27 protein-coding genes are annotated in these 26,772 nt (G+C 37.8%); 13 read left to right on the forward strand and 14 right to left on the reverse strand.

What is annotated here, in order from left to right; translation table 11 throughout:
- Positions 1-83 precede the first annotated feature (83 nt).
- Together HJG58_RS04845 and HJG58_RS04850 are read left to right on the forward strand one after the other, a co-directional pair.
- Positions 84-512, forward strand: coding sequence for a hypothetical protein (locus HJG58_RS04845; RefSeq protein ID WP_170248113.1), 429 nt, complete (start codon positions 84-86; stop codon positions 510-512).
- Positions 513-634: 122 nt separating this feature from the next.
- The gene (locus tag HJG58_RS04850; RefSeq protein WP_170248114.1) at positions 635-1,618 is read left to right on the forward strand and encodes an ion transporter; all 984 of its coding nucleotides are present in this window, start codon (positions 635-637) and stop codon (positions 1,616-1,618) included.
- A 25-nt stretch (positions 1,619-1,643) separates the two neighbouring features.
- Here the strand turns inward: HJG58_RS04850 and HJG58_RS04855 are convergent, their stop codons facing one another.
- Positions 1,644-2,843, reverse strand: coding sequence for an MFS transporter (locus tag HJG58_RS04855; RefSeq protein WP_170248115.1), 1,200 nt, complete (start codon positions 2,841-2,843; stop codon positions 1,644-1,646).
- A 213-nt stretch (positions 2,844-3,056) separates the two neighbouring features.
- On the opposite strand from HJG58_RS04855, the gene HJG58_RS04860 reads away from it, so the two are divergent.
- Positions 3,057-3,851 (forward strand): DUF4198 domain-containing protein, encoded by a 795-nt coding sequence (locus HJG58_RS04860; RefSeq protein ID WP_216076509.1) that lies wholly within the window; start codon positions 3,057-3,059, stop codon positions 3,849-3,851.
- A 271-nt stretch (positions 3,852-4,122) separates the two neighbouring features.
- On the forward strand, positions 4,123-5,043 hold the full coding sequence (locus HJG58_RS04865; protein ID WP_002122195.1) for a LysR family transcriptional regulator: 921 nt from the start codon (positions 4,123-4,125) through the stop codon (positions 5,041-5,043).
- A gap of 60 nt (positions 5,044-5,103) precedes the next feature.
- Here the strand turns inward: HJG58_RS04865 and HJG58_RS04870 are convergent, their stop codons facing one another.
- A complete protein-coding gene (locus HJG58_RS04870; RefSeq protein WP_002122149.1) occupies positions 5,104-5,556 on the reverse strand; it encodes a DUF441 domain-containing protein in 453 nt (150 codons plus the stop codon).
- A 248-nt stretch (positions 5,557-5,804) separates the two neighbouring features.
- Here HJG58_RS04870 and HJG58_RS04875 point away from each other — a divergent pair, with 248 nt between their 5' ends.
- Positions 5,805-6,023, forward strand: a complete 219-nt coding sequence (locus HJG58_RS04875) for a hypothetical protein (protein ID WP_002122273.1) — start codon at positions 5,805-5,807, stop codon at positions 6,021-6,023.
- 102 nt (positions 6,024-6,125) lie between these two features.
- Positions 6,126-6,830, forward strand: a complete 705-nt coding sequence (locus HJG58_RS04880; RefSeq protein WP_170248116.1) for a pseudouridine synthase — start codon at positions 6,126-6,128, stop codon at positions 6,828-6,830.
- Here the strand turns inward: HJG58_RS04880 and HJG58_RS04885 are convergent.
- The 3 genes from HJG58_RS04885 to HJG58_RS04895 form a co-directional block, all read right to left on the reverse strand.
- The gene (locus HJG58_RS04885; RefSeq protein WP_086265941.1) at positions 6,823-7,266 is read right to left on the reverse strand and encodes a GNAT family N-acetyltransferase; all 444 of its coding nucleotides are present in this window, start codon (positions 7,264-7,266) and stop codon (positions 6,823-6,825) included. The genes HJG58_RS04880 and HJG58_RS04885 overlap by 8 nt on opposite strands.
- 98 nt (positions 7,267-7,364) lie before the next feature.
- On the reverse strand, positions 7,365-7,673 hold the full coding sequence (locus HJG58_RS04890; protein WP_002122138.1) for a type II toxin-antitoxin system RelB/DinJ family antitoxin: 309 nt from the start codon (positions 7,671-7,673) through the stop codon (positions 7,365-7,367).
- A 111-nt stretch (positions 7,674-7,784) separates the two neighbouring features.
- Positions 7,785-8,693 carry a pseudouridine synthase gene (locus HJG58_RS04895; protein WP_216076510.1) on the reverse strand — a complete coding sequence of 303 codons (909 nt, stop codon included), beginning with the start codon at positions 8,691-8,693 and terminating at the stop codon, positions 7,785-7,787.
- A 120-nt stretch (positions 8,694-8,813) separates the two neighbouring features.
- Between HJG58_RS04895 and tsaE the strand changes: the two genes are divergently transcribed.
- The 5 genes from tsaE (at position 8,814) to HJG58_RS04920 (ending at position 13,785) form a co-directional block, all read left to right on the forward strand.
- The gene (gene tsaE, locus HJG58_RS04900) at positions 8,814-9,287 is read left to right on the forward strand and encodes a tRNA (adenosine(37)-N6)-threonylcarbamoyltransferase complex ATPase subunit type 1 TsaE (protein ID WP_130172423.1); all 474 of its coding nucleotides are present in this window, start codon (positions 8,814-8,816) and stop codon (positions 9,285-9,287) included.
- The gene (mutL, locus tag HJG58_RS04905; protein WP_170248117.1) at positions 9,280-11,229 is read left to right on the forward strand and encodes a DNA mismatch repair endonuclease MutL; all 1,950 of its coding nucleotides are present in this window, start codon (positions 9,280-9,282) and stop codon (positions 11,227-11,229) included. The genes tsaE and mutL overlap by 8 nt, the downstream gene beginning before the upstream one ends.
- Positions 11,230-11,235: 6 nt before the next feature.
- A complete protein-coding gene (gene miaA / locus HJG58_RS04910) occupies positions 11,236-12,180 on the forward strand; it encodes a tRNA (adenosine(37)-N6)-dimethylallyltransferase MiaA (RefSeq protein ID WP_170248118.1) in 945 nt (314 codons plus the stop codon).
- Positions 12,181-12,273: 93 nt separating this feature from the next.
- The gene (gene hfq / locus HJG58_RS04915) at positions 12,274-12,786 is read left to right on the forward strand and encodes an RNA chaperone Hfq (RefSeq protein ID WP_068557462.1); all 513 of its coding nucleotides are present in this window, start codon (positions 12,274-12,276) and stop codon (positions 12,784-12,786) included.
- A 141-nt stretch (positions 12,787-12,927) separates the two neighbouring features.
- The gene (locus tag HJG58_RS04920) at positions 12,928-13,785 is read left to right on the forward strand and encodes a DMT family transporter (protein WP_170248119.1); all 858 of its coding nucleotides are present in this window, start codon (positions 12,928-12,930) and stop codon (positions 13,783-13,785) included.
- A 41-nt stretch (positions 13,786-13,826) separates the two neighbouring features.
- On the opposite strand, the gene nfsB is transcribed toward HJG58_RS04920, so the two are convergent.
- From nfsB to HJG58_RS04935, 3 genes are all read right to left on the reverse strand, one after another.
- Positions 13,827-14,480, reverse strand: coding sequence for an oxygen-insensitive NAD(P)H nitroreductase (gene nfsB, locus HJG58_RS04925; protein ID WP_170248120.1), 654 nt, complete (start codon positions 14,478-14,480; stop codon positions 13,827-13,829).
- Positions 14,481-14,634: 154 nt separating this feature from the next.
- On the reverse strand, positions 14,635-15,354 hold the full coding sequence (locus HJG58_RS04930; RefSeq protein WP_170248121.1) for a UDP-2,3-diacylglucosamine diphosphatase: 720 nt from the start codon (positions 15,352-15,354) through the stop codon (positions 14,635-14,637).
- 15 nt (positions 15,355-15,369) lie between these two features.
- A complete protein-coding gene (locus HJG58_RS04935) occupies positions 15,370-15,879 on the reverse strand; it encodes a peptidylprolyl isomerase (protein ID WP_002122280.1) in 510 nt (169 codons plus the stop codon).
- Between the two features lie 167 nt (positions 15,880-16,046).
- On the opposite strand from HJG58_RS04935, the gene HJG58_RS04940 reads away from it, so the two are divergent.
- A complete protein-coding gene (locus tag HJG58_RS04940) occupies positions 16,047-17,774 on the forward strand; it encodes a glutamine--tRNA ligase/YqeY domain fusion protein (RefSeq protein WP_170248122.1) in 1,728 nt (575 codons plus the stop codon).
- Positions 17,775-18,168: 394 nt separating this feature from the next.
- On the opposite strand, the gene HJG58_RS04945 is transcribed toward HJG58_RS04940, so the two are convergent.
- From HJG58_RS04945 to exaC, 5 genes are all read right to left on the reverse strand, one after another.
- Positions 18,169-18,891: a glutamine amidotransferase gene (locus tag HJG58_RS04945; RefSeq protein ID WP_170248123.1), complete on the reverse strand. Its 723-nt coding sequence runs from the start codon at positions 18,889-18,891 to the stop codon at positions 18,169-18,171.
- Positions 18,892-19,057: 166 nt separating this feature from the next.
- Positions 19,058-19,873: an ethanolamine ammonia-lyase subunit EutC gene (gene eutC / locus HJG58_RS04950; protein WP_170248124.1), complete on the reverse strand. Its 816-nt coding sequence runs from the start codon at positions 19,871-19,873 to the stop codon at positions 19,058-19,060.
- 10 nt (positions 19,874-19,883) lie between these two features.
- Positions 19,884-21,269 (reverse strand): ethanolamine ammonia-lyase subunit EutB, encoded by a 1,386-nt coding sequence (locus HJG58_RS04955; RefSeq protein WP_170248125.1) that lies wholly within the window; start codon positions 21,267-21,269, stop codon positions 19,884-19,886.
- 13 nt (positions 21,270-21,282) lie between these two features.
- A complete protein-coding gene (gene eat, locus HJG58_RS04960) occupies positions 21,283-22,719 on the reverse strand; it encodes an ethanolamine permease (RefSeq protein WP_170248126.1) in 1,437 nt (478 codons plus the stop codon).
- Between the two features lie 220 nt (positions 22,720-22,939).
- Positions 22,940-24,451: an acetaldehyde dehydrogenase ExaC gene (gene exaC / locus HJG58_RS04965; RefSeq protein WP_002119354.1), complete on the reverse strand. Its 1,512-nt coding sequence runs from the start codon at positions 24,449-24,451 to the stop codon at positions 22,940-22,942.
- A gap of 142 nt (positions 24,452-24,593) precedes the next feature.
- On the opposite strand from exaC, the gene HJG58_RS04970 reads away from it, so the two are divergent.
- The gene (locus tag HJG58_RS04970; RefSeq protein WP_170248127.1) at positions 24,594-25,784 is read left to right on the forward strand and encodes a helix-turn-helix domain-containing protein; all 1,191 of its coding nucleotides are present in this window, start codon (positions 24,594-24,596) and stop codon (positions 25,782-25,784) included.
- Here HJG58_RS04970 and HJG58_RS04975 read toward each other — a convergent pair.
- Positions 25,781-26,749, reverse strand: coding sequence for an alpha/beta hydrolase (locus HJG58_RS04975; protein ID WP_170248128.1), 969 nt, complete (start codon positions 26,747-26,749; stop codon positions 25,781-25,783). The two genes, HJG58_RS04970 and HJG58_RS04975, sit on opposite strands and share 4 nt — an antisense overlap.
- Positions 26,750-26,772: the final 23 nt, after the last annotated feature.

Genomic DNA, 26,772 nt, shown 5'->3' on the forward strand with positions numbered 1-26,772 from the left:
AAAACGTTTTTTGCTTTAAAATATTTGCATGAACTTAATAATAATTAAAAAAAATACGAGTTTTTTATATAGGGAACTTAAGAATGCTAAAGACAATTGTTGAATTTAAATTTGATGATTATCAATTATATGACCAAAAAACATATGCAGATGGTATTTTAGTTCAAAAAACTGAAGATATTGCTCAATATATTTTTAGTATATTAAAGAATAGATATCATTTAAATGTAGAGTTATATAGTGAAAGTTGGGGGTGGGAAATTGAGATTCCACTGCCTGAAATAACAATGTACCTTGGAATCAGTGTTTATGAAGAATATAGCAATGGATTCGCAATTTTTATTTCTCCCAATACTCCGATTTTAAGAAGATTCTTATTTAGAAAGCTTGATATTACTCATCATATTATGGTGCTGCAAAATTATATAAATATTATCTTAAAATCGCATCCGGGCATCTATGATGTGATGTGGTGGGAAGAAAATGAATTCCGATGTGTAGCAGCGAATTGAAAAAATTGTGAAGTCTAACTTTTAAATATTGAAGTAAGTGAAACAAAAAATTGTTAGAGACAATATTGGTGAATAGAGGCGATGAGCTTACTATATCTACAATATTAAGTGGTCAGATCAATATGCATAATTCAGCTTGGAAGGGATTGCGTAAATTTTTTTATAATAATCTTCACAACCATGACTATGAAACGGCGGTAAGTAAATGCATTAACTATTTTTTAGTTATTTTAATTATTGGTAATGTTGCTGCTGTTTTATTGGAAACAGTAAATGATTTGTACTTAAGTTATCGTATTTGGTTTGATTACTTTGAGAATATTTCAATCGCAATTTTTAGTATTGAGTATTTATTAAGAGTGTGGAGTGTTGCAGATCGAGATACGACACAATCCGCATGGAAAACCCGTTTGAATTGGATGAAAAGTGGGGAAGCAATCATTGATTTGATGGCAATTTTGCCAGCTTACCTGAATTTCTTTGTACGAATCGACCTTCGTATGCTTCGGATTTTACGTTTACTTCGTTTATTAAAATTAACGCGCTATTTCATCTCACTACAGATATTGTTATGTGTGATTAAACGTGAGAAGGGATCTTTTCAAGCGGTTATTTTTATTTTAATTATCATGATTATTATGACTGCTTCTGGAATTTATGTGGTTGAAAACAAGGCTCAGCCAGAAGCTTTTAGTTCAATACCTAAATCTATGTGGTGGGCTGTAGTTACCTTAACTACAGTGGGGTATGGCGATGTCACTCCTGTAACTAGCCTTGGAAAGTTATTAGGGGCGCTTATTACTATTTTAGGTGTAGGTATTGCAGCATTGCCAGCTGGTATTTTGGCATCTGGACTTGCAAATGAGCTTAATCAACGGAATCAGAGACTAGAGCAAGAGTTTCGTGAGTTACTTCAAGCACGAGGTATTGATATTTTACATGATGAAATTGAAATAGAGCGGGTCCGTCAAAAAGTAGGATTGCCAAAAGAGCAAGCGCATAACCTGATTATTCAAATTATGCGTGAAAAAGTATTAGAGGAAGAAGAGTCGAGCCGAGAGAAAAAATGTTATTGTCCACACTGTGGTGGAAAGCTAACTGATTAGAAGTAATAAGTTAGCCTTTCTTTAATTAAGCTTTTTTGCTGGCTTTTTCTACTGCAAATGCGATAAGTAAAATAATCAGACCGCCAAGGCTTAAGACAAAACCTACCCAGATTGGTGCGATCCAACCCATTTGGTGACTGAGTACCCAGCCCCCTAAAAATGCACCTAATGCATTGGCCATATTAAAGGCAGAGTGGTTGAGTGAGGCAGCTAATGTTTGGGCATCACCTGCAACATCCAATAGACGAGTTTGTAATGCCCCGCCTAACCCCATTACCGTGAGACCAATTAAGAATAAAGATGCGATGGCAGTATAGATATTACTCATTAAAAAACTAGCGACAACAAAAGCGATAGCTGAGCTAATTAATACACCCACTATAGTTTTGTTGAGGTTCTTATCTGCAAGCCATCCTGCTACTAAACCTCCGATAACCATACCAATACCCCAAATCGCTAAAGCGATAGGAACGATTTGGATATTAACTTGTGTATATTCAGTCAAAATTGGTGAGACATAGCTATAAACAGAAAACATGCCTCCAAAACCGATTGCACCCACTGCTAGTGTTAACCACATGTTGATATTTTTAAGGCCAGCTAACTCAGTTTTTATACTCGCAGTAGCTTGGACTGGAATATTGGGTACAAAGAAGCCAACAGCAATTAAAGTAACGAAAGCAATAGTTGCTGAAAACTCAAATCCTGCTCTCCAACCAAAATTTTGGCCTAACCACGTTGCGAGAGGAACACCAATCACAGTTGCCACTGTTAGGCCCATCATCATTTGGGCAACTGCAGAAGCTCTTCTTGACGGACCCGCTAGTTCGGCTGCAACTAACGCACCGACTCCAAAATATGCTCCGTGTGGTAGACCTGCAATGAAACGTGAGACTAAAACAGTTTCAGGTGTATGAGCTAAAGCAGTACAGGCATTCGCAACACCATAAAAAAGCATTAAGCCGAGCAATAAAGTTTTCCTAGGTACTTTAGCTCCAAGAATAGCGATGATAGGAGCACCAATAACTACACCCAATGCATAGGCACTAATAAAGTGACCAGCTTCAGGTACTGTAATATTTAAATTATTTGCAATTTCCTGAATTAGTCCCATTGCGACGAATTCAGTGGTTCCAATACAAAACCCCCCTACAGCGAGTGAGAAAATTGCTAAAAAGAGAGAGTAATGTTGAGGTGTGGAGAGAGGAGATTGCGGGGACGCCATAATAAGTTAAGGGAAAATACAAAAAGAGAAGTATAAGGGAAAAGAGAAAAGAATAATAAAAAACTAAAATATTGAGAGAAAGATTACGGATTTCTTTTTTTAGTAAAATTAAATTTATTAATGATAATAAGAATTATTTTTATTTGTGTATACTGTATCCGCTTATATTTTGTCTGAAATTTTTAACTTTGCGTATAACAGGATTTTGTAATAATGAATAGATTTCTAATGGCGTCACTTACATTGATATGTACAACAGGCTTTGCTCACGAACCTTATGTAGCTCCTGTAGCTTATAAGACTGAACAGACTCAAGTACCTGTAATTGCTGGTTATGCTGAAGAAGCATTAAATAGTGAATATGCTTTAAAAGATGCTAAGCTTACTCTAATTACACCTAAAAATGAGTTTAAAACTGTCAACTCAGAAGCTCTGCATAAGTCTGCAACTCTTTTTGATGTAGAATTACCTGAAGAAGGCACATATATTGTTCAAACTCAGGCGAGTTACCCTTTAAAATATGTATATGATCAAAAAGCATGGCATTTATTTTTTGATATGCCAGCTGATAACGCTCCACCAAAAGCAGAGCGTGAATATTTGATTCCGACTGACCTTAAAACAAAAACAATTAAAACAGAGCAAGTAACACGAGAGTGGACATTACAAAGTTATCTTTCTAAGGGAAAAGTTTCAGATATCCAGCTCCCGAATACACCGATTAAAGTTAGTTTCTCTGTACATCCTAACCAGATTAAAGCTGCTCAACCTGTAAAATTAACCATAACTGAAAAAGGACAACCTTTAGCTTATGCTGAAGTGAATTTAAGAGAAAAGGGTGCAACTGACAAGCAAGCGCAGCAGTTTAAGGCAGGAAGCTACGGTCAAGTTGAGCTTAGATTTCCAAAAGCTGGAGAGTACTTAGTAGAAGTAACAGCTCCTCTAAATTTGAAATTAAAACCTAAAGATCAGAGCTATACGATTATTAGTTTAAATGTAGCACAATAGTTTTTAGAGTTTTAAAAAAATAGACCTTTATTAGGTCTATTTTTAGTTTTAATCTTCTCACTCATTAAAAAGTTTAATTTCTCTTTAGTTCTGAGGAAAAAAAATTCATCGCAAATAAAAATAGTGAAATAAAATTCATGTTGAGACAAACTAACTAATTTTATGTTAAAGTGAATAAAATTCATCAATAAAGATTTATCGAAAGTTTTATGGAAAAGCAAATATGAGCTTTTTCCATTTATAGATAAATCTGTTTTTTAGGCATGGGCCCATGTTAGAAATACGCCACCTTAAAACTTTAGTTGCTTTACGTGAGCATGGTTCATTAGTTTCAGCAGCTAATGACCTTTGTTTAACGCCATCTGCTATTTCCCATCAATTAAAAGAATTAGATCATTGGTATGGGGTAGAAGTTGTTAATCGTCGAAGTAGACCAGTTAGTTTTTCTAATGTTGGACAGCGCTTATTAAAGTTAGCTGATGATGTTTTGCCACAAATCCAGATTACCCACAGTGATATCACGCGTATTGTGCATGGACAGACAGGCAGAATTATTTTTTCATCGGAATGCCATAGTTGTTTTGACTGGTTAATGCCTTTATTAAATCAGTATCGCCAGCAATACCCAGATGTAGATTTAGACTTCGCTTCAGGTTTTGAAGCCAATCCGCATGAACTCTTACAAAATGCAGAATTTGATTTACTAATTACAGCTGACCCAATTGCATTAAAAGGAATTGAGTATTTTCCGATTTTTGAATACGAATCACGGTTAGTCTTATCAAATACGCATCCTTTGGTACGAGCTGAAAATATTACAGTTCAAGAGTTGGCCGAAGAAGTTTTAATTACTTATCCGGTTGATAAGCACCGTTTAGATATTATGTCTAAACTTTTCATCCCTGCGAATATTCAGCCTAAACAAATACGGACAACTGATTTAACCCAAATGCTTATTCAACTCGTTGCAAGTGGACGAGGTATTGCAGCTTTACCTGATTGGGTAGTGAATGAGTATGAACAGAAGGGATGGGTTACTAGTCGTCGTTTAGATTGTGTTTCACCAACAGGTTTAAGACGAACTTTATATGCGGGCTATCGAACTGAAGAAAAAGAGAAAAGTTATTTTGAAGGCTTCTTAAAGCAGTTGGAAAAGTTCTCTTTAAAACGGAACGCTTATTATTCTGGCTAAAAAATAATTTAGCCTAAGTGTTAAAAAGGTGCTTTATTGCACCTTTTTCATGTCGATTTCTTATTTGCCAATAAATAAAGAGAGTAAGCCTGCCGCAATTAGAGGACCGACTGGTACACCACGGAGTAAGGCGACACCAGCAACTGTACCAATGAGTAAACCTGCAACCACGTCAGGTTGGCTCGACATTAGTTTTACTCCGCGACCACCTAGCCAGGCGACTAATAGGCCAATTGCGATAGCCATAAGAGATTTAACACTAATAAACGATTTTAAAATACTCTCACCACTGAGTTTCCCACTGGCAATTGGAGTGAGTACACCAATGGTTAAAATAAGAATTCCTAAATTAAGACCGTGAGCTTGAATATAAGGAAAAAACTCATTTAATGGCGTGATTTTAACGACAATCAACACACCTGCTGCAATAGTTACAGCTGCATTTTGACTTAATAAGCCGCAGACAAGCAGAACGAGTAGAACAACTAAATTAACATCAAATTGGGCAAGCATGGCGAGCGGGGGGAGTTATAAATAAATGGAATTGTATAATATTTAATAGTCCTAATGTTAAAGCTTTAAAAGATACAGTTGATCGATGTTTTTTTAATAAAAATTGACTGTATATCCCTCAATGATAAGGAGTTTTAATTTTTGGTTACGCTTGAAAACAATGTTATATAAATTAACAAGTTAAAAATTATAGTGTTTAAAAATTGTGATATAAAAATAATCATTACTCATGAGTACAGGATATTTTTATGGACATTATAGATATCAAGATCAAAGATCAGTTTGATAAGATTCATGATGCAAAAGCACAACTAAAGAAAAATTTAGTGGAACATGAAAATGAATCTTTAAAACTAAGCCAGCGTATTGAGCATATTATTGTTGATAATGAAATTATTTTGCCTACTACCGAATTATTATTTGAAAGTGAACAGAACGAAAATATTTATCGAGTCGTTGAGGAGTAAGGGTGCTAACTAGTTCAAGTAGATGAAAACAGTAGCGAGTAGTGTTTAGTAAAAAATGGAAACTACGTTAAAATAACAGCTTAGTTCTAATGAGAAAACTTCATGCTGCTGGAAAAAATCTTACAATCACAAGGGTTTGGTTCTCGTAAATATTGTCAGCAGTTAATAAAAAATGGATCTGTAAGTATTGATGGAGAGGTTGTAAGTGACCTTAAAAAGCAATTCTCTCAAGAAAATTTAGAATTTTCTCTTTTTGGGGAAACTTATCAATATCGAGAAAAAGTTTACCTTGCTCTAAAAAAACCAAAAGGTTTTGAATGTTCACACCAACCTCATCATCATCAAAGCGTATTTAGCCTTCTACCAGAAATCATGATTCAACGTGGTGTGCAAGCTATTGGTCGTTTAGATCAAGATACAACGGGCTTACTTTTACTTACCGATGATGGTAAATACCTTCAAGCTTTAACTCATCCCCGTAAACATGTGCCAAAGGTTTATCATGTTACGACTATAGATCCAGTTACACCTGAGCAAATTGAAATGCTGAGCCAAGGTGTGAGCCTACATCAAGAAAAAGGTGTTTTCGCTGCAACGAATGTAGCGATATTAGAAACGCATCAATTAACCATGACGATCCATCAAGGTGTTTATCATCAAGTAAAAAGAATGATTGCAGCTGTGGGAAATAAGGTGGAAGCATTACATCGCCATCAAGTAGGGCAATTGGTTTTACCTGAACTTGAAGATGGAGAATGGGTTTATTTATCTGAACAACAAAAACAGCTCGCTCAAAATATCATTTGAGAAAACAATGGAAGGTTTGGAACTCGCTATCTCGAATAAATCCCATTTGTTCATATAAACGATGAGATTCATGGTTGTTGCTTTGAGTTTCCAAACTAATCCGTAAAGCATTCTCTTGTTTTGCAAATAGGATTGCTGTATCGATTAGCTGTTTAGCAGAACCTTGACGACGGAAAATAGGCGTAACATAGACATCATCTAAGATATAGTATGTTGAACATGCAACTGAAGAAAAACCTAAATAGAGTAAAATAAAACCCGTAATTTTATCGTCTTTAATATGAATGAAGAACACACTTTCTCTATTCTCAAAACGTTGTTTAAGGAAGTGAAGTGATTCATTAAAATTAGAAGAGGCCCCATAAAATTGGCGGTATTCATCAAATAAAACGGCGAGTTGCTCTAAATCTTCAAAAGTCGCTCGTCTAACGATCATTTGGCACTCCTTGTAACTTATCATTATGTTTTTACAAAGAGAGCATAACGGAAAAAAGAGCTTTTTGACGTTAAAACTTGTTTATAAATGCAACAGGGTTAAGTTTTGTCGCTTTCACCAAGAAGTGCATTCAATTCTTCAAATAAATCTTCATGGTCATCATCTTCAGCTAAAGTCGATGAATTTTGGTTTAATGACGATGCTTTTGCTTTTCTCAGTTTTAATAATTGTTCCATATTAATATTCTGATTTTCGATAGCAAATGGAATAGATTTAGTTAATACGACCTGTTTAAAAAAAAGTCGTACCGCTTGGGCAGGGGTAATTCCCAATTGCTTAAAAACAGCAAAAGCCTGTTTTTTCTCTTGGGAGTCAAGTCGAACCTGATAAACTTCTGTTTTTCGCATGAATAACAAAACCAAATGATTTTTAATTTTTAGGAATTCATTTTAAACCATCGCAATGTAATTTCAATGTTTTTTGGCATAAAAAATAATCTTTTTGTCATTACGGTTACATTACAATGTCAATTCAAACTCAGAATTGAAAGACATTCCCTCTTTTGTGAGGGGATCTGTAAATGAAATATGCTTAGCCAGAAGCTGTAATGGTTCTGAAAAATCATCTTCAGCTTTGTGCTGAACTACGGGATAAAATGGATCATTTTTAATCGGGATTTCTAAATAATTAAGATGCACGCGAAGTTGGTGCTGTTTCCCCGTTGTAGGAGTTAAACGATATTTTGCCCAAATCTGGTTGTGCTCTATAAGCTCAATATAAGTCTGGGTATTGGCTTTCTTATTTTCTATAACCTGCATCGTATAAAAAGGATGACCTTTATCTAAATGCAAATGTAAGGTTTGAGGAAAATTTAAATCTTTTTTATAAGGTGCAACAGCGTGATAAATTTTATTGACTTGGCGCTCTGCAAATAATTGTTGGTATATGCCACGCGATTCAACCCGTTTGCAAAATAGAACGACACCAGCAGTTTCACGGTCTAAACGATGAATAGGTGTTAAAAATTCATTGCCTGTTTGTTTTTTTAGTCGCACTAAAAGAGTTTCTTGAACATATTGTCCTGTCGGGCTAATTGTTAAAAAATGTGGTTTATCGACTACTAATAAATCATCATTTTCAAATAAAATTTGATGCTCAAAAGGCACATGAGGTTCATATGCCAGAAAGCGATAATAAAAAATATGGGTGTTGCCGACATACGGACTGATTAAAGTTAATTTATCCCCATTTGCCGCATATATAAGACCGTCTTCAAATCTTTGCTTCCATTCTTCAGTTTTAATGTGTGCAAAGTGACTACAGAGATACTCATAAATAGTTTGAGTCTGTGTTTGCAGAGGAAGATAGACTTTACTCGCACTTACTCCATCAATCATGGGGGGGAGAAATTCGTTCGGACTAGACATAAAAAAGTGTGAATATTTAAGAAAATTGATATAAAAAAAGCCAACTTCTAGGGCTTAAGTAGGCTTTTAAGGCAGGGCAATGTTATCATATCGATTATTTCGAATCATGTTATGTGTGCTATGTCGTATTCATTGAAATTGGTCTTAAATCATGAAGAAGATACTGAGCGTCTAGCTCAAGCTTTGGCGCAGCATGTTCAGTCGGGTGTAATTTATTTAATTGGGGACTTAGGTGCGGGTAAAACCACACTTACGCGTTATTTCTTGCAAGCTTTGGGCCATAAAGGTTCTGTTAAAAGCCCAACTTATACGCTTGTTGAACCATATAAAATTAATGATAAAGAAATTTTTCATTTTGACTTATATCGTTTAAATGACCCGTATGAACTTGAATTAATGGGAATTCGTGATTATTTAGATATCACAGATGCATTATTTCTATTTGAATGGCCATCTAAAGGTGGCGATGAAATTCCACAAGCAGATATCATCATTGACATTCAAAAGTCAGATGATGAGTTGAGCCGTTTGGTAACGTTAACTTTACCAACAGAAAATTTGTATCAGACTTTGCAGGAACAGCTTCATGACTGATGAAAAGCTAACACAACGTCGTATTCATACATTAGACGCAGCGTTAGCGAACCAGATTGCAGCGGGTGAGGTAATTGAACGACCTTCTTCTGTGGTCAAAGAATTATTAGAAAACTCTATCGATGCTGGCGCAACTGAACTGATTGTAAGGATTGCTCAAGGCGGTTCGACTTTAATCGAAATCATTGATAATGGGCATGGTATTCACCCGGATGATTTAGCACTTGCTGTCATGCGTCATGCTACAAGTAAGATTAAAACCGCTGAGGATTTACATGCTATTGTGAGTTTGGGATTCCGTGGGGAAGCTCTTGCTTCAATTGCTGCTGTCTCAAGATTGACTTTGACTAGCAGCCAAGATGAAAGTGGTATTGGTCATCAAGTTGAAGTAAATGGTACAGCATTTGATCATCAAGAAGTACAAGCTGTTGCTGCTCAAAAGGGCACCCATATTCGTGTTCAGGATTTATTTTTTAATGTTCCTGCACGCCGTAAATTCTTAAAAAAACCAACTACAGAATTTGGTCATATTGAAGAGATTGTGCGTCGTCTGGCTCTAACACATTTCGATATACGGTTTGTGCTTGAGCATAATGATAATATTAGAATTAATTTACCGATAGCAGATAGTGGGGAACTACGTTTTCAGCGAGTTCAACAAATATTAGGGTCGCAATTCGTACAAAATGCATATTGGATTGATGCCGAAAGTATTAGCATGCGTTTATCGGGTTGGCTAGGCCATCCCTCAGATGCACGTGCACAAGCGGATATGCAATATGTCTATGTAAATGGTCGTATTGTCAAAGATAAAACGATTTCGCATGCGCTACGCATGGCCTATGATGGTATTTTACATGGCCACCAGCATTCATCTTATTTACTTTTTTTAGAAGTTGATCCTGAAAATATTGATGTCAATGTTCATCCGACCAAACATGAGATTCGATTTTTAAATCAAAGAGAAGTGCATGAGTTTGTAAGGCATTACGCAAAAGAAACTCTCGCACAATTTCAGACAGCGAGTGCTGATCTAGCTCAAGCGATGAAAGCGGATGAAAACTCAGATTATTCAGTACAACCTCAGCCTAAATATCAAGAACAATTTTCATTGCACCGCGCAAATGAAACTTTAAATTCAGACAGTGAAGCACGAACCCAGCATGCACCGACAGAATTATTAACTGATTTTAACGCTAGTCGTCCGCAAGCTATTCACTATGCAGATCAAACACCAAAATATAATGGTTCTGCTCAATTAAATAATGCTTTAAAAACTTATTTAGCTCCACTTCGCGACCAACCTGCTAGTTTTTCGGTAAATGAGGATGTTGAGCCAGTTGCTAAAGTAGATGAATTTCCATTAGGTATCGCAATTGCTCAACTGCATGGGATTTATATTTTAGCTCAGAATACAGAAGGGCTTATTATTGTTGATATGCATGCGGCACATGAACGTATTTTATTACAGCAAATGAAAAATGCTTGGGATAAACCTGAATTTTGGACATCTCAGCAACTGCTTATACCTAAGGTGATTTCTATTAGCCGTATGCAAGCTGTTAGGGTCGAAGAACTAAAATCTCAGCTTGAGCGTTTAGGCTTGGAAATTGATTTATATGGTGATGAGCAAGTTATTGTTCGCGGTGTGCCAGCCATATTACAAAAAGCTGATTTTGAAAATCTTATTCCAGAACTTTTAAATGATTTAGATCCAAATGATGAAGCACAAGGATTACTTCAAAAAAGAGATGAGTTGTTAGCGGGAATGGCATGTCATGGGGCAGTGCGCGCACATCGACAACTCAGCCTTTCAGAAATGAATGCTTTACTTCGTCAAATGGAACAAACCGAATTTGCGAGCCAATGTAACCATGGGCGGCCAACTTGGCGTGCATTTCCATTATCTCAACTAGATAAATTATTTGCTCGAGGAGAGTAGTTCTACATGTCAAATCAATTGCCCGTCATCAATTTAATGGGACCAACTGCGAGCGGGAAAACCGCTTTGGCATGTGAATTATACGAGCGTGGAAATTTTGAACTAATTTCTGTTGATTCCGCTCTTGTCTATAAAGATATGGATATTGGCACGGCTAAACCAACTCGTGAAGAGCAAGAACTCTATCCTCATCATCTTATTGATATTATTACTCCTCTTGAAGTTTACTCAGCTGCTCAGTTTGTTGAGGATGCCTGCAAATTAATTGATGACATGCATTCACGTGGGAAAACTCCTATTTTAGTAGGAGGGACAATGTTATATTTCAAGGCATTGTTAGAAGGATTATCTGGTAATTTACCAAGTGCTGATGCTGAAGTTCGGGCAGCAATTGAACAAAAAGCGTTAAACGAAGGATGGCAAGCGGTTTATGATGAACTGGTTTCTGTAGATCCTGCTGCCGCTATAAAGTTTAATGTAACTGATAAGCAACGAATTATTCGGGCTCTGGAAGTTTATAAAATTACGGGTGAACCAATCACTAAATTGCAGGCAGAACAACCAAAAAACGTACCATATCGATACATATTTCATAACTACGCTTTACTTCCAGATCGGGTAGAATTACATCAACGCATTGAGCAAAGATTAAGCAAAATGTGGGATATCGGTTTTTTGAGTGAAGTTGAAGATCTAATTGAAAAATACGATTTAGATGAAAATTTACCCTCAATGCGTTCGGTGGGTTATCGACAAGCACTAGAATTTCTATTAAAAAGTGACTTAAGTCTCAAAAGTAAATGTGAAATGGAGGATAAAGCTTTATTTGCAACACGACAACTTGCCAAACGTCAATATACGTGGTTACGTTCTTTGCAAGAAATACACGATTTTAAAACTTACTTGACGATAAAGCAGGCGAAAGAAGACTTGCGAAACTCTTATGGATAAAGCAAAATTTGCACACTGTCTTTTTATAATTTTTAGTTGAAAAATAAAGATAGTTTTTTTGCGCTGATTTAAAATTTTTTTTTGGAGTTAAAAATGTCTAAAGGTCAAACTTTACAAGATCCGTTCTTAAATTCTCTCCGTAAAGAACGTATCCCTGTTTCTATTTTCCTTGTGAACGGTATTAAATTGCAGGGTCATATTGAATCTTTTGACCAATATGTTGTTTTATTAAAAAATACTGTAAGTCAAATGGTTTACAAGCACGCGATTTCAACTGTTGTTCCAGCACGTAATCCACGTCCAGCAGGCGCACAAGGTACAGGCTTCCCAGCACAAGGCGGCACTCAAGGCGGTTTTGGTGGTCAAGGTAGCGGCTTTGGCGGCGCACAAGGTGGCTTCGGTGGCGCTCAAGGCGGCTTCGGTGGCGCTCAAGGTGGCTTCGGCGGTCAAGGTGGCTTCGGTGGTCAAGGCGGTGGCTTCGGTGGTCAAGGTGGCTTCGGTGGTCAAGGTGGCTTTGGCGGCCAAGGCGGCTTCGGCGGTCATCAAGGTGGTTTTGACAACGATTCTAAATTTGAAGATGGTCAAGACGACGAAAATAATCGTTAATTGAAATCTAAAAAAGAAGCCAGTCAGATAATGACTGGTTTTTTTATGTGTATTTAAAAGTTAATCCAAAGCATTTAAACGGTCATGGATAGCGATTTGGCCATGATGACTAATATATTTAAATAGATAGGGCTTTAATTAATGATATTAATATTAGCTGCTGCTTTGAGCAGTGTCTTGGTGTCTATCCTATTAAAAAATTTAAAGAAAAAAGGTTATCAGCCATTACAGATGATTGCATGGAACTATGCAAGTGCTAGTCTTCTTTGCTTTTTGTGGTTTCAGCCCGATATCCAACATGTTTCAATAGTGCATACTCCATGGTGGTTAATCCTTGCCTTGGGGGTAATTTTACCTAGTATTTTTTTATGTCTTGCTAAATCACTAGAATATGCAGGAATTGTTAAAACTGAACTTGCACAGCGCCTTTCAGTTGTTCTTTCTTTGCTCGCAGCATATTTCTTTTTTCATGAGCAATTTAATGCATTAAAACTATGGGGAATAGGTTTAGGAATTCTTGCAGTTTTACTTGTTTTATTTGGACAAATGAACTCTTTTTCCAATCATCAATCTAGAAAAGCAATTCTTGCTTTATTAAGTGTTTGGTGTGGTTATGCGGCAGTAGATATTCTTTTAAAATATACAAGTAGTTTAGGCCTTCAGTTTACACTTACTTTAAATCTTATTTTTATTACAGCTTTTATATTGTCGATTTCATATTTATTGCTACAGAAGACTCAAAAGTGGCAGTTTAAAAGTACGATAGCTGGATTAATATTAGGCATACTCAATTTTTCAAATATTGCTTTATATGTAAAAGCTCATATTCTTTTAAAAGATTCACCTGCAATTGTTTTTGCAAGCATGAATATTCTTGTGGTGCTATTAGGAATTGCGAGTGGAGTGGTTTTATATAAAGAAAAATTAAAATGGCCTACTATTTTGGGGATTCTTTTAGGAATAAGCGGAGTAATGTGTTTAGCTAGCGCAATGGCTTGATAGTTCAAGAGAATAGAATCTCTTGAACTATAGAGGTTTTATTATAAATAGGTAAAAATTACTTCATCTGGCAGTCGTGATTTAGGAAGTTTGGCATTAAAGTCATTTTCACTGCGATAGCCTAAAGAAACGATTACAGAGCTTCGTAAACCTTTTTCAGTTAAACCTAGCTCGGTATTTAGAATTTCTTCATCAAACCCACCCATTGGAGTCGCATCAATGCCCTCTAAGCCGGCAGCAAAGAGTAGCTGTCCTAAAGCAATGAATGTTTGATTTTCCATCCACCCAAATAAATTTTTCTGTTCATTTCGGTAGAACTCGACGTAGCCATGGCGAGTATCTTTTTGACCTAATTTTGCTTTTTCATCTTTAAAACGGCCACTTAAATCATCTTGCTCAAGTAGTTGATTTAAGTACTCAGATGTAATATCCGTTTTTGTACAGAATACAAGTGTATGTGATGACTCAAGCACTTTAGGAGCATTGTAAGCATACTTTCCTGTTAATGCTTTTGCGATTCGTTCTTTAGCTGCAAGATTGTCTGCAACTACAAAGTGCCAAGGCTGAATATTTACTGAAGAAGGGGTGAAACGTAAAATTTCTAATAATTTATTAATTTTTTCTTGAGGAATTTTCTTTTCAGGATCATATGCTTTTGTTGTGTAGCGACTTTTAACCGTATTTAATAAATCCATACTTTACTCCATATCAATCTTATTGCAATTGAGAGACTTTAATCTTTGGCATCATACGCTATTTTATTCAAAGATATTTGATCTTTAATTTGATAAAAAATGTATTGCAGTAATATAGAAATTAAATAATTTTTTATAAATATATATTTCTAAATTAGTATGTCCAGTCAATTAACTTTAGCTGTGGAGCATTGTCAGTAGGATCAATTTCCAAAATATAAGCTTGATCTTCACGCCAATCGCCAAGAACAATTCGTTGTTTAGCTTCTACCTTATGAATTGAAGGTCGATGGGTATGGCCATGAATAAGTATATCTACATCTGTTAAAGCAGAAAGTACAGCTTGCTCATTTACATCCATAATTTCATAGCTTTTTTGCTGTTTATCTGCGGAGCTTCTTTTTCGAAAGCCATTAACCAGTTTGGTGCGAAAACTCAGTGGTGTACGGCGTAAAAAAGCGACTAAGAGCGGATTTCTAATAATTTTTTTAAATCTTTGATAGGAAATATCATCTGTACATAGTGCATCACCATGTTCTAGGCGGTACTGATGTCCAGCAATAGTGAGATAATAAATATCGGGTAGTAATACACCATTAAACTTATTGAGGAAAATTTGATTTAAAGCAAAATCACGGTTACCTACTTGGAAGTAAACCCGATTTCCTTTTTTGTTAAAGTCTTTTAATGCTTCAATAATTTCATCGAGCCATGGTGCCGAGTAATCATCGCCAATCCAAGCATTAAACCAGTCACCTAAAATATAAAGCTGTGTTTGTTTATTTTGATAATGCACTAATAAATCTAAAAACCCTCGAACAAGTCGAGGGTGTTCAGGTGACAAGTGTAAATCAGAGATAAACAGATAAGTCACAGCTTATTCCTAAAATTATTCAGAAATAATTTTAGCGGATTCGATTACCACGTTTTCTAAAGGAACGTCAGCGTGGTAACCACGGTTGCCAGTGCGAACGCCTTTGATCGCTTCAACAACATCCATACCTTCAACAACTTTACCAAATACAGCGTAACCCCAACCTTGAGCAGTTTTAGAGGTATGGTTTAAGAAAGAGTTGTTTTTTACGTTAATGAAGAACTGTGCAGAAGCAGAGTGAGGTGCTTGAGTACGTGCCATAGCAATCGTACCAACGTCATTGCTTAAACCATTGTCAGCTTCGTTTTCGATAGAATCACGAGTTGCTTTTTCTTTGAAGTTTTCATCCATCCCGCCACCTTGGATCATGAAGCCATCAATGACACGGTGGAAAATAACGCCGTCATAAAAACCGTCACGTACATATTCTAAAAAGTTTGCTACTGTTTTTGGTGCTTTTTCAGTATTTAGTTCAAGAACAATACGACCTTTATTGGTGTTTAATTCGACTTGAGGAAAACTCATTACATTAATCTCCTAAACATGGGCTTATGACCATGGGTTTTTGGTTGAGAGAAGCATAAGCAAACTGTAAACTACAAGGCAAGTAAAAAACGTTAAAATCTTTGTGAAAAATGAAGATAGCGTTTAAATTTTTCGAAATTTATCTACAAAGAAGTGATTGATACACTATGAAGCCTAATGATGTTGTCTCGAACCTGCCAAATAACCCGACACCGAATACTCATGCCTCTGTCGATTCTGCGCAGCAAGAACAACAGGCTGGCTTAGATTTTGTTCGCCAAGTCATTACAGATGATTTGGCTACGGGACGTGCAAAGCAGATCGTAACGCGTTTTCCACCAGAACCAAATGGTTATTTACATATTGGCCATGTAAAAGCGATTTGCTTGAACTTTGGTGTGGCTGAAGAGTTTAATGGTTTGTGTAATTTGCGTTTTGACGATACAAACCCTGATGCTGAAGAACAAGAGTATGTTGATGGTATTGCGAATGATGTGAAATGGCTTGGTTTTAACTGGAATGGTGAACCACGCTATGCATCGGGTTATTTTGATCAATTATATGCATGGGCAGTTCAACTTATTGAACAAGGCGATGCATATGTAGATTTACAATCTCCAGAAGAAATTAAGTTAAACCGCGGTAGCTTTGTTGAGCCAGGTAAAAACTCTCCATACCGTGATGCATCTATTGAAGAGAATCTTGCTCGCTTTGAAAAAATGCGTAGCGGTGAGTTTAAAGAGGGTGAAGCAGTTTTACGTGCCAAGATTGATATGGCAAGTACAAATGTACATATGCGTGATCCGATTTTATATCGCGTATTGCATTCAGAGCATCACCAAACTGGCGATAAATGGAAAATCTACCCAATGTATGACTATGCTCATCCATTGTCTGATGCCATTGAAGGAATTACCCATTCGCTTTGTACATTAGAATTCCAAGATCACCGTCCGTTTTATGACTGGATTGTTGAAAAAGTAAAATCTAAAGCGGTTCCACATCAATACGAATCTTCACGTTTAAACGTGGATTACACCATCACATCGAAACGTAAATTACGTAAATTGGTGGAAGGTGCTTACGTAAATGGTTGGGATGATCCACGTATGCCAACCGTAGTTGGTATGCGCCGTCGTGGTTTTACACCAGAAGGCTTACGTGATTTTTGTAAGCGTGTAGGCGTATCAAAAACTGATGGTATTGTTGATGTTGCAATGCTTGAGTTCTGTATTCGCCAATCTTTAGAAAATACTGCTGCACGTGGTATGGCTGTTTTAAGCCCACTTAAAGTGACTTTAACTAACTTACCTGACGATATGGATCTTACGCATGCTCGCCATCCTAATGTAGATATGGGTGATCGTGTGATTCCTTTAACCAAGGAAATCTATATAGACCGTAAAGACTTTGAAGAAGTACCGCCAAAAGGCTTTAAACGGTTAATTCCTGATGGTGAAGTGCGTTTACGCCATGCTTACGTGATTAAATGTGATGAAGTCATTAAAGATGCAAATGGTGAAGTGATTGAATTGAAATGTTCAATTGACCCTGAAACTTTAGGAAAGAATCCGGAAGGCCGTAAAGTAAAAGGGGTGATTCACTGGGTATCTGCAACTAAAGGTATTCCTGCTGAAGTGCGTATTTACGACCGTTTGTTTACTGAAGCCGCACCTGATGCAGATGATGACTTCTTGGCAAATCTTAATCCTGAATCATTGAAAGTGGTACAAGCTGTCATTGAGCCAGCTTTGGCACAAGCGAATCCAGAAGACCGTTTCCAATTTGAGCGTGAAGGTTATTTCGTTGCAGATCAATATGATCATTCACCAGAAAAACCGGTTTTCAACCGTATTCTTGATTTGAAAGATAGCTTCAAGCCTGAGAAAAAGTAAGACGAACAACATGTTGTGAGTAAACAACAGATATAAAAAAGCCCAACTCAGTTGGGCTTTTTATTTAGGTGTCTTCTCATATTTTCTTTTTCTTTATGATTAACGTCCTTGGCAAAGTAGCTTAGGCCGGGTTAATCACATAAAAATAAAGAACTAAGGTGATGAGGAGAACGCATGAAAGCAATAAATAAGTATTGACCGTATTAAAGCTTTTAATAAATTTCCAGATATCCATAGTAATTCAGCGTATATTTTATGTTACAAATTAATAATACACTGAAAATTTTAAGAAATGTTTCCAAAGATAGAATATAAACTTTCCTTTGCTTGAAAAATAAACAATTAATACCAAATGGTAAAATTTAATATTCGCGCACATTCGAGTCTTTATAGTTTATCCACTATAACCAATTCTTTTTAAGAATCTTTGAATAACCTCAAATGCAGCATGTTCAAGTGCTTGAGCATATTGTAAGTTTTCTTCTCGAAGTTTCGGAATTGAAACTTTGGCATTACGAAGTTCACATGTATGACCAATTAACCATTTCTCAAAATTTTCTTCAGTCGTTTCAATGTGGAACTGTAAGGCAAGAATATTATTTCCGACTTCAAATGCCTGATTGGTATAAATCTCTGAACTTGCTAAGAGCGCCGCATTTTCAGGAAGGTCGAAAGTGTCACCATGCCAATGTAGAACATGGACATTATTAAGCAAAGCAGATAATACCTGATTAGGGCGTAAACTTAAGCTGAGTGGACCCCAGCCAATTTCTTTTTGATGTCCTGCATATACTTTTGCACCAAGCGCATGAGCAATAAGCTGTGCACCCAAACAAATACCAAGTGTAGGTTTATCTGCTGCTAGACGTTGTTTAAGTAAAGCAATTTCATCTTTTAAGAAAGGATAATCGTCAGTTTCATAAACCCCGATTGGACCACCTAAAATAATAGTTAATCCATCGTGTGCAAAAGCAGCAGTTAAATCATCTACACCTGCTTCAAAATAACGAACGCGAAATCCGAGTTGATAAAAGACATCTTCTAATGAACCTAAGTCTTCGAAAGCAAGATGCTGAATGGCATAAATAGTTTTAGGGAAGGCGTTTGTTGTGTTCATACAAATGATTCATAGAAGATCAATAGGTGGAGTATAGCGATAAATATAAAGAAGAAAATATCTGTATAAATCGTCAATACCTGAAAATTGATATTTTTCGTTAAGATAATATTGTTATGCAAAGGATTGTCTATTTTTAAATAAATCTCTTTGCATATTCCATTGCTTAAAATAATAGCTTTTGAGTTTCTGCCAAGCCTATATTTGAAAGTTGATGCTCATCTTTTAAATTAACTCCTGAGAAACCAAGTTGTTTGGATTTTTTCATTAAAGCGATTAAGCGTTGTACTGCAACTGGAATACTTAAACCTGCTGAGCGAACATTAGAAATACAATTACGTTTGGCATCGAGGCAGCCTGAATATGCATTCCATGTGTAGTAAATTCCCATACTATCAGGAGAGCTTAAACCAGGACGCTCACCGATTAGCATCACAAGCATGGATGCTTTAAAGATTTCTGCAACTTCATCGCCTAAAGCAACACGACTGCCTGTTGCAATTGCAATTGGTGCAAGGCTCCATTTTTCTTGCTGAATTTGTTCACTTAGCGCTGTAATGAATGGGATGGCATTTGCTTCAATCGCTCTTGCTGAGAGTCCATCACCGACCACAATACAAACATCGTATTGTTGAGGGGCTTCTGCATACTTCTTAATTAAGACATCTTTTGATTGATCTGAAAGCTGACGACCTAAATCTGGTCGTTTAAGATAGATTTCCTTATTAGGGGCTTTGCTTTGGACATGAAGACTTTGCAGCTGTCTTTGCGCTAATTGCTCAGATAAATATGAAACATCCATATCTTGATAAACCGCATCTTTTGCTTGTGCATGAGACAACTGGAACTCAAGTAAAGCGCGTGTTGGGATACTACAACCAGCGCGTCCTAATGCAATGCGAGCATCAGTAAATTGTTTAAGTTTTTCCCACTGATCTTGATGGGGACTTGATGGATATTGAATATCACGATTAAGTTTCATGGTGTTCTCACTAATTCATGAGCAGACGAGAGAATTGGTCGGGCATGTGGTCTGCCCAACAGATTTGAGAGTTTTGTTGTTTAAAAATACCTTGCTGTTCAAGCCAAGCTGAAAACTCAGGAGCGGGTTTTAAACCGAGGAGTTGTCTTAAATAGAGGGCATCATGGAATGATGTTGTTTGATAGTTGAGCATGACATCGTCTGAACCCGGAATCCCCATTATAAAGTTAATGCCAGCGGCACCAAATAGAGTAAGGAGAACATCCATATCATTTTGGTCGGCATCAGCATGGTTGGTATAACAAATGTCGCAGCCCATTGGCACGCCAAGTAACTTACCGCAGAAGTGATCTTCCAGTCCCGCACGTATAATTTGTTTACCGTTAAAGAGATATTCGGGGCCAATAAAACCAACGACTGTATTCACTAAAAGCGGATTGTATTTACGGGCCACTGCATAGGCACGAGTTTCTAATGTTTGTTGGTCAACGCCGTGATGAGCATTGCTTGATAGGGCACTGCCTTGACCCGTTTCAAAGTACATGACGTTTTGTCCAATGGTTCCGCGCTTGAGTGAGAGGGTGGCTTCATATCCTTCTTGTAGTAAATCAAGTGAAATTCCAAAACCTTCATTAGCCAGTTGGGTGCCGGCAATTGATTGGAACATTAAATCAATCGGTACATTTTTTTCAGCCAGTTGAATGCCTGAGCTGATATGCGTAAGTACACAAGATTGCGTTGGAATTTGATATTCCTGAATGACATGATCAAGCAATTTCAGTAGCTCTGACAAATTATGCAGGTTATCCGTGGCAGGGTTAATGCCAATTACGGCATCACCATTGCCATACATCAACCCATCTAAAATACTGGCTGAAATACCGAGCACATCATCGGTAGGGTGGTTCGGTTGTAAACGGGTAGAAAGATGGCCTTTTAAACCGATTGTGTTGCGAAATTGGGTGACTACTTCACATTTGCTGGCGACATAAATCAAATCTTGATTGCGCATAATTTTGCTTACAGCAGCCACCATTTCTGGAGTTAAACCTGATGCTAATGCCTTTAAGCTTTCGGCAGTGGCTTCTTCGCCAAGTAACCAATTTCGAAAATCGCCTACTGTAAAGTGTGAAATAGGGCCGAAGGCAGCCGGATCATGTTCATCAATAATTAAACGGGTAATTTCATCGGTTTCGTAATCGACTACAACTTCATTTAAAAAGGCTTTAAGCGGTACATCGGCCAAAGTCATTTGTGCTGCAACATGTTCGGTTGCATCTCTGGCGGCTACACCTGCTAATTCATCTCCTGAACGTAACGGCGTTGCTTTTGCCATCAAGGTTTTCAAGTCAGCAAAGTGATACTGTTGATTGGCGACAATATTGCGATAACTCATAGTTGCATCCTTTTTATAGTTCTTGTTCTGCGGCTTTAATATTTGCAAACTCTTCTTCTGGTGTACCTTTCACTAAATGATAACGGCTATAGAATAAAAAGTAAGCAATAAATACGACATAAATAGCGGCAGCAATAAACCAAACTTTCGGATTGACAACGAAGCCTGCGACCACAGCAGCGACTGCTAGAATCAAGGCAATACTTGAAGTAACGATTCCCCCTGGAGTTTTATAAGGGCGAGGCATGTCGGGTTTAGATAGGCGTAGTTTGATGTGGGACAAAAGAATCAACACATAAGAAATAGTTGCACCGAACACGGCAATTAAAATCAATGAATCGCCTTCTTTGGTGAGTGAAAGCAAGAACCCGATAATACCCGGAATAATAATTGCGAGATAAGGGGCTTTATTTTTATTGGTTAAAGAGAGTGAAGTAGGTAAGTAACCAGCACGAGAGAGTGCAAAAATTTGACGCGAATAGGCATAGATAATTGAAAAGAAACTCGCGATTAAACCTGCTAAACCAACAAAGTTTACGAAAGTCGCAAGCCAAGTGTTGGTGCCATACACTTTAACCAGAGCATCGACGAGGGGAGCGCCAGAGTTCTGTAAAGTACTTGCACCCGCTGCACCTGCACCTAAGAGTAAAATGAGCATGGCAAAGGCCGTTAAGATGAGCATTGCTCCGATTAAACCGCGTGGCAGGGATTTGGCTGGATCTTTTGCTTCTTCGGCTGCTAATGGCACACCTTCAACTGCTAGGAAAAACCAGATAGCAAAAGGAACTGCAGCCCAGATACCCAAATAGCCATGAGGTAAAAAAAGACTTGCGCCAACACCTGTACCAACTGGAATATCTAACAGGTTTTGTGCATTAAAATGCGGAATCATTGCTGCAATAAACACAACCAGAGCAACAGCTGCGACAAGTGTAATCGCAAACATAATTTTTAAGGCTTCGCCGGCACCTTTGAGATGTATGCCCATAAAAACGGCATAGCAGGCGAGGTAAATCATCCAGCCATTAATACCAAATAGAGATTCGCAATAACCACCAATAAACACGGCAATAGCAGCAGGCGCAATCGCGTATTCAATTAAAATAGCTGTTCCTGTTAAATAGCCCCCAAAAGGACCAAAAGCTGCACGTGCAAAACTATAACCGCCACCTGCTGTCGGCATCATGGTGGACATTTCTGACATAGAAAGACACAGGCACAGATACATGATTGCAGCAAGGGCGGTGGCAATAAACATACCACCCCAACCCCCTTGAGCAATACCAAAGTTCCAGCCAGCAAAATCACCCGATATCACATAAGCTACGCCTAAACCAATCAGGAGTAACCAACCAACAGTACCTTGTTTGAGTTGACGCTGAGCAAAATATTCTGCTGACGAGACTTTTGTCTTTGAGGAAATAACGGAAGCTGTTTCTGGTTGATTCATACAATACTCCTGCGAGTGGGTTTGTATGAATTAATGCAAAAGCAATGCCTAAATGAAGCACCTCAGGGAGTAGATGAAACTTTTTTGTTCTAAATGATAAAAATTCAATCTTAACAATCGGGAATAAAGAAACCAGTAATCTAAATTACTGGCTCCTTATATAATTAGGCATCTTATTTCTTTGTAGTGTTGATAGCTTGGTATCAACTTGGTGCGAAACTTAGAAGAAGCCCATTGGTTTAGTTGAATAACTCACCAACAAGTTTTTAGTTTGTTGATAGTGATCTAGCATCATCTTATGGTTTTCACGGCCAATACCAGACTTCTTGTAACCACCAAATGCAGCATGTGCAGGGTAGATGTTATAGCAGTTTGTCCAGACACGACCCGCTTCAATAGCACGACCAGCTCGGTAAGAAATATGTGCTGAACGTGACCAAACGCCAGCACCTAAACCATACATGGTGTCATTGGCAATTTTAATTGCATCGTCAAAGTCTTTGAACGTTGTCACAGCAAGTACAGGTCCAAAAATTTCCTCTTGGAAAACTTGCATGCCATTGTGACCTTTAAAAATAGTCGGATCGACATAGTAACCATCGCCTACTTCTTTACGGCCGCTACCGCCAAGTAAGAGTTCTGCACCTTCTTCACGACCAGTGTTAATACAACGTAAGATTTTCTCTTGCTGTTGTAGAGATGCTTGAGCACCAATCATCGTTTCAGTATCAAGTGGATGACCAGTTTTAATACGTTTTACACGTTCGACAGCCATCTCTAAGAACTGATCAGCAATGCTTTCTTGTACTAAAGCACGAGAAGGGCAAGTACATACTTCACCTTGGTTTAAGGCAAACATGGCAAAACCTTCAAGCGTTTTTTCTAAGAAATCATCTTCTTTATCCATGATATCTTCAAAGAAAAGGTTTGGTGACTTACCGCCAAGTTCTAAGGTAACTGGAATAATATTTTCGGTCGCATATTGCATTACCATTTGTCCAGTTTGAGTTGATCCTGTGAACGCGATTTTTGCAATACGTGGATTTGTTGCTAAAGGACGGCCGACTTCTGAACCGAAACCATTCACAATATTGAGGACACCCGGCGGTAAAATATCTTGGATCAGTTCAGCGACCAACAAAATACCCACTGGCGTTTGTTCAGCTGGCTTAATTACCACACAGTTACCTGCTGCTAAAGCAGGTGCAAGTTTCCATGCTGCCATCAAAATCGGAAAGTTCCACGGAATGATTTGACCAACTACACCTAGTGGTTCATGGAAATGGTAAGCAATAGTATCTTCATCAATTTCAGAGATGCCGCCTTCTTGAGCACGAATACATCCAGCGAAATAACGGAAATGGTCGATCGCGAGCGGAAGGTCAGCTGCTAAAGTTTCACGGACTGCTTTACCATTATCCCAAGTTTCGGCAACAGCAAGCATTTCAAGATTTGCTTCTAAACGATCGGCAATTTTTAAAAGTATATTTGAGCGTACTGTTGGTGATGCTTTATTCCATGTTGCTTTCGCCTTGTGTGCTGCATCTAGAGCGAGCTCAATATCTTCGGCACTAGAGCGTGGAATACGTGTAAAAGCTTTTCCGTCAACAGGAGATACATTGTCAAAATATGCACCTTTTATAGGTGCCACCCATTCACCGCCAATAAAATTTTCATATTGTGATTTAAATTGAACTTTTGAGCCTGGTTGATTTGGATCGATATAGCGCATATAAATATTCCTTTGCTTTTTAGGACTAAAGACTAACAAGAACCCTGTCAGTAGGTACTTTCGTACTTTGTATAATTAGGATATAAAGAAGAAGGTTGGAGAAAGGTTGGAATAGAAATGTGGATATATAAGGAATTTACAAATGTTCACAAAAAAGGATTTATTGCAGCAACGGACCTTGATTGATCAACTGCGCACGCAAAATAGTCTCTCTCCTCAGAACGCTGCCAAACTCGGCCAAAGTATTGCAAGCTCGTGGGAACGATCGGCTTCTGCCGCAATTCCTAAGGAGCGTTTTGCCGCTCCATTAGTCGAGAAAAAAACTGCTTCACAAAATGCTTTAGATATGGCTTTAAGCCAATGTGCCGACGACTTACGTCATATTGCAGAACAATCTTCAATGGTAATTGCTGTCGGTGATATTGGCAGTACGATTATCTGGACGGCACCAAGTGCTCAAATGCAAAGTGCTGCTGAGCGTGTACATTTTGTACAAGGTGGTCAGTGGCGTGAAGAATTTGTTGGCACCAATGCCTTGGCTTTATCTTTAAAAACTCAACAATCAAGTTGTGTTTTTTCTAATGAACATTACATGGAGTCGATTCATGATTGGGTGTGTTATGCCGCACCGATTATCGACCCATATTCAAAACAAACGCTAGGTGTTGTTGATCTATCAACCACGTGGAAGAACCATAATAGTTTAGGAATTCTGGCTGCTGAACGTTGTGCATCCATTATTCAGTCTGCTTTGCTAGAGCAGCAGCGTCACCATTTACACATCCGGGCATTTTCGACGCCGCAAGTTAAATTTAACGGTAAAAGCTTGTTATTAACGCCGCGTCAAATTGAAATTTTAACCATCTTGGCCTTATGTCCGCATGGTTTAACTTTAGAGCATCTTTATCAGGCGCTCTATGGCGAACGTAAAGTCAGCATGGGCACACTTAAAGCTGAAATGTCTCAACTACGAGATATTTTGGGAGGTTTACTTGGTTCACGCCCGTATCGGTTACTTGTACACGTTGAAGCTGATTTCTTACAAGCTGAACAGGCACTCGATGCAGGATATGCCGCATCTGCTTTGCAGCTTTACACAGGCGTGTTTCTGGCAAAAACTGAAAGTCCATTTTTATGCGCATGGCGCGACTGCCTTGAATCACGTTTAAGCGATGCAATTTTTAAAACCCAAGAAACAGATTTACTGTTAAAGCATCTAGCTCATTTCCCTGAAGCCATTGATGCGGTAGAACGCCTTATGGAGCTTTTACCGAGTGAGCATCCTGCGCATCAACTGCTGGTGAAATACCTTGACTCACCTAAGCTTAGTTAAGTAATTTTTTGATCCAGCCACTGGAACAATTGTTGATAGACTTGTTCTCGTACTGGCTGGGCCGAAAGGACTAAGTCATGCAATCCATTGTGAATAGAGACTAAAGAGACATCACCTTTAATTTTTTTACCATGTTTCTCAATGTCTTTAACATCTAAAATCACGTCACTTTGAGTTGCATCTGGACCCCATTTGCGCGGGTTTTTAGTTTGATGCGAATGCATAATCATTGCGGGAACGTTTAGTTTAACCCCGCGATGAATCTCTTTTTGTGCCGTATGAATCGCATGTACAAAACTGAGTTGAACTGTAGGGGCAGAGGTTGGTTTCCAGTCAAGGTTAAACTCCCATTCACCTTTGAGCTGCTTGTGAAGACTGGTGGTATACCATTTGTTGAGTTGGCTTGGGAATTTAACTTTTGGTAGATATTTTCCTACTCGACTGAGCATTGGAATACCAAATTTCTTTTCGATTAGACTTAAATTAAAGTCGTAAAACGGACTATTTGCCCATAGCGCTTTAATAAGAGGATGATTTGGATGATGGGCAGCATAAAGCGTTGCTGTCAAACCACCAGTTGAATGGCCTGCGAGTAAAACCTGAGTGTGTTGCTCTTCGCCAATAATCTGTAATGCTTGAGTAATTTCGGAGTCGTATTCATTTAAATCAAGCACATTATAGAAAATTTGATGAGGCAGCTTTGAGCGGCCATATTTTCTTAAATCAAGTGCATAGAAGTCATAACCATGAGCATTAAATTGCTCAGCCATTTCGGTTTGAAAGAAATAATCTAAAAAACCATGAATATATAGTACGGCTTTTTGAGTAGATTGAGCAGCTTTTTTACGGACTAAGGTGGCTACAACTTTCCCTTCATAATCATCAGGAAAACTAAGTGTGAGCTGTTCGTAACCCGTGCCTAAAATATCTGGAACATAAGTTTGATTAGCTAAAGATGTATTCATTTTTATCGAGCTATTGTAATTAA

It is taken from the genome of Acinetobacter geminorum (assembly GCF_013009345.1).
Taxonomy (GTDB): domain Bacteria; phylum Pseudomonadota; class Gammaproteobacteria; order Pseudomonadales; family Moraxellaceae; genus Acinetobacter; species Acinetobacter geminorum.